Consider the following 1,534-nt stretch of genomic DNA (forward strand, 5'->3'; position numbering starts at 1 on the left):
GTGATGGATCTTTTTTTATATTATTTTTGGCTTGAAACCGACTTAAAGTGGTTCTGGGTAACTAAAATCCTTTAAATGTAAAAAACAGCCATTTTTGGTTTCGATAAGGAGCATTGGAACAATCTAAAGCATTATAAACGCTATGACGATGTGCCAATAAGAGTCATTGGGACAGTCTAAAGTATTAAAAACGCTATGCCGATGTTCCAATAAGTGTCATTGGAAAAATCTAAAGACTAAAAACACATTCAATTAAATGGCGAAACTAGTCTTTGTCATAAAAACGGCATATCTTTTCTAACTCTATCTCTATTCCAAATCAACCAAGAAATTTGCTTTTCTAAGTGCTTCTTCTGCTTCATCCAGCGCTTTTTCTGTTGGTGCGGAGATTGTGTGCAAATGGATGCCTTCTGTAAGCTCTGACAAGTAGGAGGCATTAGTCGCACGGATTTTTTCCATGAATTGTTTCACTTCGTATCGATTCGATACCATGATTGAAGCGGTTAGATCTCCATAGACTGGATGCTCGATTTTGACATCCTTTATGGTGACGCCATGATCGACGAGAAGGATTAGTTCTTCCTCTGTCCGTTCTGGAGTATGGGAACAGGCAATGGTTCTTACCGCTCCAGTTGGAGTTGAGGCATGCATATAGATATATCCCTGGCTGGTTGCTATGATTGGTTCATTCCTAGCTTTTAACAAGGTGATGTCACCTACGATGACCTGTCTGCTTACATTGGTTATGGATGCAAGTTCACTTCCGGTAATTGGTTCTCTGCTTTCCTGCAGCCTGCTCAGGATAAATGCCCGGCGCTCGTCCCCGAGGATTTTTGTAGGTTCCTTCATAAATCCGATCCTCTCCTTCTATCTCTTCATTTGAGAATTTTACCATAAATAAAGAGTAATTTAAAAGGCAGAGGCACGTAAGGAAAGTTCGGCAAGTAATTTTGCAAGCGCCTCTACATCCTCGGCTTTTGTCTCTCTCCCGAATGAAACTCTAAAAAACTCTTTAGCCTCTTTTCCTGTTATGCCCATCGATGTCATTGTTTTCGCTGGTGAAACCATTCCGGTGTGACACGCTGTACCAGTGGAGATTGCATATCCCTTGCGATTGCATTCAAGCATGACGTATTGTCCTTCAATTCCCTTGATGCTCATCCCCAGAATACCAGGTAGCTGTTCAGCTTCGTCTCTGCCAAATACCATGATCATATCTGTTAAGTTTAAAATTTTTTCCTGGAAAAAAGCTCTTAGCTTTTTCATACGAATAGTTTCTGTTTCCAGTATCACGTGGGCTTTTTGTGCTGCTGTTGTCATCGCTGCAATTCCTGGGATATTTACAGTTCCTGGCCTGAAGCCCTTTTCATGAGTTGTACCAGCAATCAAAGGTTTCCATGCAAGCCTGGGATTTATATACGCAGCACCTGTTCCTTTTGGACCGTAAAATTTATGACCGGAAATAGAAAGCGCGTCAACAGACCTGGCTATGGGAGCAATAGGAATTTTGCCAAAGGTTTGTACACAGTCACTA

At 41.3% G+C, this 1,534-nt stretch carries 2 protein-coding genes; both read right to left on the reverse strand.

The window, feature by feature from the left end; translation table 11 throughout:
- Positions 1-309: 309 nt before the first annotated feature.
- Entirely contained in the window at positions 310-849 is a 540-nt protein-coding gene (locus WB217_RS05330) for a transcription repressor NadR (protein WP_423991351.1), read from the reverse strand.
- 60 nt (positions 850-909) lie between these two features.
- Positions 910-1,534, reverse strand: a 625-nt coding sequence (locus tag WB217_RS05335) for an aminotransferase class V-fold PLP-dependent enzyme (protein WP_423991353.1), incomplete at its 5' end; no start/stop codon positions are given.

The sequence above is a fragment of the Mesobacillus sp. genome (assembly GCF_049588175.1).
In the GTDB taxonomy this organism is placed as follows: Bacteria; Bacillota; Bacilli; order Bacillales; family Cytobacillaceae; genus Mesobacillus.